The sequence below is a fragment of the Streptomyces sp. 184 genome, from assembly GCF_045781775.1.
Classification (GTDB): domain Bacteria; phylum Actinomycetota; class Actinomycetes; order Streptomycetales; family Streptomycetaceae; genus Streptomyces.
The window spans coordinates 5375932-5382500 of record NZ_CP123230.1 but is presented as its reverse complement, the minus strand read 5'-3'; the positions used below and the strand labels follow the sequence as shown (position 1 = coordinate 5382500).

General features: G+C 69.0%; 4 protein-coding genes and 2 rRNA genes (1 of these 6 running past the window's edge). 4 read left to right on the top strand and 2 right to left on the bottom strand.

Annotation, left to right across the window (positions count from 1 at the left end; translation table 11 throughout):
* Positions 1 to 1898, top strand: a 23S ribosomal RNA gene (locus tag QBL21_RS22760) (it extends 1232 nt beyond the left edge of the window).
* A 113-nt stretch (positions 1899 to 2011) separates the two neighbouring features.
* A 5S ribosomal RNA gene (gene rrf / locus QBL21_RS22755) occupies positions 2012 to 2128 on the top strand.
* A 2-nt stretch (positions 2129 to 2130) separates the two neighbouring features.
* Here the strand turns inward: rrf and QBL21_RS22750 are convergent.
* Positions 2131 to 3099, bottom strand: a complete 969-nt coding sequence (locus tag QBL21_RS22750; protein ID WP_407564069.1) for a hypothetical protein — start codon at positions 3097 to 3099, stop codon at positions 2131 to 2133.
* Positions 3100 to 3348: 249 nt separating this feature from the next.
* On the opposite strand from QBL21_RS22750, the gene QBL21_RS22745 reads away from it, so the two are divergent.
* Positions 3349 to 4149 (top strand): hypothetical protein, encoded by an 801-nt coding sequence (locus QBL21_RS22745; protein ID WP_407566521.1) that lies wholly within the window; start codon positions 3349 to 3351, stop codon positions 4147 to 4149.
* Between the two features lies 1 nt (position 4150).
* On the opposite strand, the gene QBL21_RS22740 is transcribed toward QBL21_RS22745, so the two are convergent.
* Positions 4151 to 5422, bottom strand: coding sequence for a DUF1015 family protein (locus QBL21_RS22740; protein WP_407564068.1), 1272 nt, complete (start codon positions 5420 to 5422; stop codon positions 4151 to 4153).
* Between the two features lie 75 nt (positions 5423 to 5497).
* Between QBL21_RS22740 and QBL21_RS22735 the strand changes: the two genes are divergently transcribed.
* Positions 5498 to 6553, top strand: coding sequence for an HAD hydrolase-like protein (locus tag QBL21_RS22735; RefSeq protein WP_407564067.1), 1056 nt, complete (start codon positions 5498 to 5500; stop codon positions 6551 to 6553).
* Positions 6554 to 6569: the final 16 nt, after the last annotated feature.

The window sequence follows — 6569 nt, the reverse complement described above, 5'->3', positions numbered from 1 at the left end:
CAATGTAGCGGGGCTCAAGCGTACCGCCGAAGTCGTGTCAGCAGCACAATAGCTCTAACGGGTGTGTTGTTGGGTAGGGGAGCGTCGTGTGCCGGGTGAAGCCGCACTGTAAGGTAGTGGTGGACGGTTCGCGAGTGAGAATGCAGGCATGAGTAGCGATACACACGTGGGAAACGTGTGCGCCGATTGACTAAGGGTTCCTGGGTCAAGTTGATCTGCCCAGGGTAAGTCGGGGCCTAAGGCGAGGCCGACAGGCGTAGTCGATGGATAACCGGTTGATATTCCGGTACCCGCTGTGAAGCGCCAAACATCGAATCAGGTGATGCTAAGCCCGTGAAGCCCCCCGCCGGGTCCTTCGGGATGTGGTGGGTGTGGTGGAGCCGGTGATCCGAGCTTGTAGTAGGTGAGTGATGGGGTGACGCAGGAAGGTAGTCCAGCCCGGGCGGTGGTTGTCCCGGGGTAAGGGTGTGGCCCGTTGTGCAGGTAAATCCGCGCAACATTATGGGTGAGACCTGATGCCGAGCCGATTGTGGTGAAGTGGATGATCCTATGCTGTCGAGAAAAGCCTCTAGCGATGTTTCATGGCGGCCCGTACCCTAAACCGACTCAGGTGGTCAGGTAGAGTATACCGAGGCGTTCGGGTGAACTATGGTTAAGGAACTCGGCAAAATGCCCCCGTAACTTCGGGAGAAGGGGGGCCGCTTCCGGTGAACCACTTTACGTGGGGAGCTGGGGGTGGCCGCAGAGACCAGCGAGAAGCGACTGTTTACTAAAAACACAGGTCCGTGCGAAGCTGTAAGGCGATGTATACGGACTGACGCCTGCCCGGTGCTGGAACGTTAAGGGGACCGGTTAGTCACTCTTCGGGGTGGCGAAGCTGAGAACTTAAGCGCCAGTAAACGGCGGTGGTAACTATAACCATCCTAAGGTAGCGAAATTCCTTGTCGGGTAAGTTCCGACCTGCACGAATGGCGTAACGACTTCTCGACTGTCTCAACCATAGGCCCGGTGAAATTGCATTACGAGTAAAGATGCTCGTTTCGCGCAGCAGGACGGAAAGACCCCGGGACCTTTACTATAGCTTGATATTGGTGTTCGGTTCGGCTTGTGTAGGATAGGTGGGAGACTGTGAAGCGGCCACGCCAGTGGTTGTGGAGTCGTCGTTGAAATACCACTCTGGTCGTGTTGGATGTCTAACCTGGGTCCGTGATCCGGATCGGGGACAGTGTCTGGTGGGTAGTTTAACTGGGGCGGTTGCCTCCTAAAATGTAACGGAGGCGCCCAAAGGTTCCCTCAGCCTGGTTGGTCATCAGGTGGTGAGTGTAAGTGCACAAGGGAGCTTGACTGCGAGACTGACGGGTCGAGCAGGTGCGAAAGCAGGGACTAGTGATCCGGCGGTGGCTTGTGGGAGCGCCGTCGCTCAACGGATAAAAGGTACCCCGGGGATAACAGGCTGATCTTCCCCAAGAGTCCATATCGACGGGATGGTTTGGCACCTCGATGTCGGCTCGTCGCATCCTGGGGCTGGAGTCGGTCCCAAGGGTTGGGCTGTTCGCCCATTAAAGCGGCACGCGAGCTGGGTTTAGAACGTCGTGAGACAGTTCGGTCCCTATCCGCTGCGCGCGTAGGAGTCTTGAGAAGGGCTGTCCCTAGTACGAGAGGACCGGGACGGACGGACCTCTGGTGTGCCAGTTGTTCTGCCAAGGGCATGGCTGGTTGGCTACGTTCGGGAGGGATAACCGCTGAAAGCATCTAAGCGGGAAGCCTGCTTCGAGATGAGGACTCCCACCCCCTAGTGGGGTTAAGGCCCCCTGTAGACGACGGGGTTGATAGGCCGGATCTGGAAGCCCTGTGAGGGGTGGAGGTGACCGGTACTAATAGGCCGAGGGCTTGTCCATAGCTGCTTGCGTCCACTGTGTTGTTCCCAGACAACAAACCATTGTTTGTCAGGGTTGGCTTGAGTTTGTTCACTTAACTGAAGAGTGTGCTTGTTCGCTGACCCTTTGAGGGTTTCGGTGGTCATAGCGTTGGGGAAACGCCCGGTCTCATTCCGAACCCGGAAGCTAAGCCCGACCGCGCCGATGGTACTGCATGGGGGACCGTGTGGGAGAGTAGGTCACCGCCGAACAATTATTGAGGACCTGTGGGTCCCAGCGTGAGCGCTGGGACCCACAGGTCCTTTTTGTTTTGTCGTTCCGGTACCACCGGAGTTAGAGGAGCGTAGTGATGACCACCAACGAACCTGACCGGCGTGACGAGGACCGTGACGGCCGCGGCCGGCGTCGTGACGGTGACGGGCGTGGTTTCGACCGGCGGGACCGGGACGGAGAGCGGCGCGGGGCGCCGCGGCGTACGGACGGGGACCGGCAGGGGCGCGGATCGGCGTGGCGGCAGGATGACCGGCCGCGGCGGGACTTCCGCCGTGACGACGACCGTTCCCGTGGCCCCCGGCGTGAAGACGACCGCCCCCGGCGGGATTTCCGCCGTGACGACGACCGTCCGCGTGGGCCCCGTCGTGACGACGACCGGCGTGGAGACGACCGGTCGCGGGGGTTCCGGCGCGACGACGACCGGCCTCGTCCTGCCTTCCGGCGCGACGACGAGCGTCCGCGGCGCGACTTCGGCCGCGGTGACGACCGGCCGCGTCGCGACTTCCGCCGGGATGGCGATCGTCCCGCCGGTCCCCGTCGTGACGACGACCGTCCGCGGCGGGACTTCCGGCGCGATGACGATAGGCCGCGTGGCCCTCGTCGTGATGATGACCGTCCCCGTCGTGATTTTCGCCGGGATGATGACCGTCCGCGTGGTCCGCGTCGTGATGATGACCGTCCCCGTCGTGACTTTCGGCGTGATGACGACCGTCCGCGTGGTCCGCGTCGTGATGATGACCGTCCCCGTCGTGATTTTCGCCGGGATGACGACCGTCCGCGTGGTCCGCGTCGTGATGATGACCGTCCCCGTCGTGACTTTCGGCGTGATGACGACCGTCCGCGTGGTCCGCGTCGTGATGATGACCGTCCCCGTCGTGACTTCAGGCGTGACGACGACCGTTCCCGCGGTCCGCGTCGTGACGACGACCGTCCCCGTCGTGACTTCCACCGCGGTGATGACCGTCCGCGTGGTCCGCGTCGTGACGACGACCGCCCGCGGCGGGACTTCCGCCGTGACGACGACCGGTCCCGCGGGCCCCGGCGTGACGGGGACCGTGACGGGCGTGGAGGGCGCTTCGAGCGGCGTGACGATCGGCGGGGGGATCGGCCCCGTGGGCCGCGGCGTGAGGGCGAGCGGCCGCCCGTGCGGCGGTTGTTCATCCCCGAGGACGTCACCGGGTATGAGATCGACAAGTCCGTGCGGCAGGAGTTGCAGAGCCTGCCCAAGACCCTTGCCGAGGACGTCGCCAAGAACCTCGTCATGGTCGCCCGGCTGCTCGACGAAGACGCGCCCAGGGCCTACGAGCACGCCAAGGTGGCGCTGCGGCTCGCCTCCCGGGTCGGGGCCGTGCGGGAGGCCGCCGGCTTCGCCGCGTACCACACGCAGCGTTACCAGGAGGCGCTGGCGGAGTTCCGGGCCGCGCGGCGGATGAGCGGGCGTCCCGACCTCTGGCCGGTGATGGCCGACTGCGAGCGCGGCATGGGGCGACCGGAGCGTGCGCTGGCGATGGCCGGTGAGCCCGAGGTGCAGCGGCTGGACAAGGCCGGGCAGGTGGAGATGCGGCTGGTCGCCGCCGGGGCGCGGCGCGACCTGGGGCAGGCCGACGCCGCCGTCGTCACCTTGCAGAGCCCGGAGTTGGCGTCGACCGGTGTGCACCCGTGGACCGCGCGGCTACGGTACGCCTACGCCGACGCGCTGCTGGAGGTCGGCCGCGAGGAGGACGCGCGGGAGTGGTTCGCGAAGGCCGTCGAAGCCGACCACGAGGGGCTGACGGACGCCTCCGACCGGCTGGCCGAGCTGGACGGCATCGAGTTCACCGACGCGCTTGACCCGGATGCGGAGGAGATCGGGGACGCCGAGGACACCGCGGACGGCGAGGACGTCGAGGACCTGGGGGAGGAAGCGGAGGACTCGTCGGCGGAGGGTGCCGTGGTGGGTGACGCGGATTTCACCGACGAGGACGATCCGGCGGTTGCCGACGAGGACTCCCAGCGCTGACCTAACCCAGGTCCAGCGCCCTCAGCACCAGCCCCGTGGCCGGCTTCGGGCCGAACGACGTGGACTTGCGCGGCATCGTCACCCCGTCCCGCGCAAGCTCCCGTACGACGTCCTCCGCCACCGGCTTCATCAGCACCGCCGTGCCGCCCAGGCGCTCCGCCTGGGCGGCTGCGGCTGCCGCGTCGTGGACGTAGCCGATGTGCTCGGGGTCGTCGGGGAGTTGCCAGACGTGCTCGATGAGCGTGGCGTGCAGCACCGTGGCGTCCAGGTCGCGCCATGCCTCCGGGCGGTCGGTTCGTACGGTACGGGCCAGCAGGTCCGGGTCCGGGTGGTCGACCAGGTGCAGGCCGTCCGCGCCCGCGAGGAGGAAGGCGTTGCCCTTCGTCTCTTCGAGCGCCGTCAGCGCGGCGGGCAGCGGTACGGCGAGCGGCCGGACGCGGGCGGCGGGGCCGAGGAGGCGCAGTGCGTCGGCGGGCGGGAGCGTGCGCAGGACGCGGTGGATGCCGCGGACGACGAGCGGGTGGCGTGCCGTGTCGACCAGCAGGACGAGCCCGTAGCCCCACGGCCCGGCCGCGTCCGGGCCCGCCGGCTGCTCGGCCCGTAGCCGCAGGTACGTCGCCCAGCGGTGGTGGCCGTCCGCGATGAGCGCCTGCCGCCGCGCCAGGTCGGCGCGTACCGCCGCGATGTCGTCCGCGTCGGTCACCGCCCACAGCCGGTGCGCGAAGCCGTCTTCCGTCGTGGTGGCCAGCAGCGGGGTGCTCGCGGTCGTGCGGTCGACGACGGCGGCCGTGCCGGTGGCCGCGCCGTCGCTGCGGTACGACAGCAGCAGCGGTTCGAGGTTGGCGGCGGTCTCGCGCATCAGGCCCGCGCGGTCGGCGACGACCTCCTCCATCACGTCCTCGTGCGGCAGCACCACGCCCGCCGCCGGCTCGCTCAGCGCCAGCAAGCCGATGACGCCCCGCTGGAGGAGTCCGCCCCTGCGCTGCTCGTACACGTAGAGCGCGGGACGGGGGTCAGGCACGAGCACGCCTTCCGCGCGCCACCGGCGCAGGGTGTCGGCGGCCAGGCGGTGCCGGGTGGCGGGGGCGTCGGCCTGCGGGAGGATGAGGCGGACGATGTTGTACGGGTCGGCGGTCTCCAGGTGGTGCAGCCCGTCGGGCCGGACGACGACGTCGTACGGCGGGGACGTGACGGCGGCGAGGCTGCGCACCCGGGACGGCGCGTAGCGCAGCCCGCGGAAGGGGCGGAGGTCGAGGCCGGGTGAACGCTGCATGGACCGGATCGTATGCGCCGCGGCCGATGCGCGATGATCGAGGCGTCGATATCGTCCGTCCGAGGAGCCGCCGCCGTGACCAGCCCGCCCGTGAGGACCCGCACCGACGCCTGTGCGGAGCCGCTGTGCACGGCGTACGACACGGCGCTGCTGGACCTTGACGGCGTGGTCTACATCGGCGGCGCGGCCGTCGAGCACGCCGCCGGCGCGCTGGCCTGCGCCCGGGCGCGCGGGATGCGGCTGGCGTACGTCACGAACAACGCCTCCCGCCCCGCGGACGTCGTCGCCGGGCGGCTGACGGCGATGGGCGTGCACGCGGAGCCGGCGGACGTGGTCACCTCGGGGCAGGCCGTGGCGCGGCTCGTGGCCGAGGCGGTGCCGCCGGGGGCGCGGGTGCTGGTGGTCGGCGGGAAGGGGCTGTACGGGCCGCTGCGTGAGCGCGGGCTGCGGATCGTGGAGTCGGCGGACGACGACCCGGCGGCGGTGGTGCAGGGGCACGGCGGGCCGGAGATGACGTGGGGGCGGCTGAGCGAGGCGGCGTTCGCGGTGCAGCGCGGGGTGCCGTGGTTCGCGTCGAACGCCGACCTGACGATTCCCACCCCCCGCGGCATCGCCCCGGGCAACGGCGCGGCGCTGGCCGTGGTGCGGCTGGCCACCGGCGCGGAGCCGCGGGTGGCGGGGAAGCCGGAGCCGCCGATGCACCGGGAGACGATCATCAGGACCGGGGCGCGGCGGCCGTTGGTCGTCGGCGACCGGCTCGACACCGACATCGAGGGCGCGTACAACGGCGGTGTCGACGCGCTGCTGGTGCTGACCGGCGTCACCGGTGCCGCGGAGCTGCTGGCGGCGCTTCCGCGGCACCGGCCGGCGTATGTGGCGGCGGACCTGCGCGGGCTGTCGGCCGCCCAGCCGGAGGTGGCGGTGGCGGGCGGAGGCGAGGGCGGGGGCTGCGTCGCGCGGTGCGGGGGCTGGAGCGCGTCGGTTCGCGGTACGGAGCCGGAGCTGCGGCTCGACGGCGAGGGGCAACCGCTGGACGGGCTGCGGGCGTTGTGCGCGGCGGCGTGGACGTACGCGGGGGAGGGCTCCTGCGGCCTCGACCCGGGGAAGGCTCTGGCCCGCCTCGGGCTGTGAGCGTCCGCCCTCTCCA

What these genes read in the sequence shown, in the direction of transcription:
- QBL21_RS22740 (WP_407564068.1), bottom strand. Translation starts at nt 5,422, where the DNA reads ATGCAGCGTTCACCCGGCCTCGACCTCCGCCCCTTCCGCGGGCTGCGC.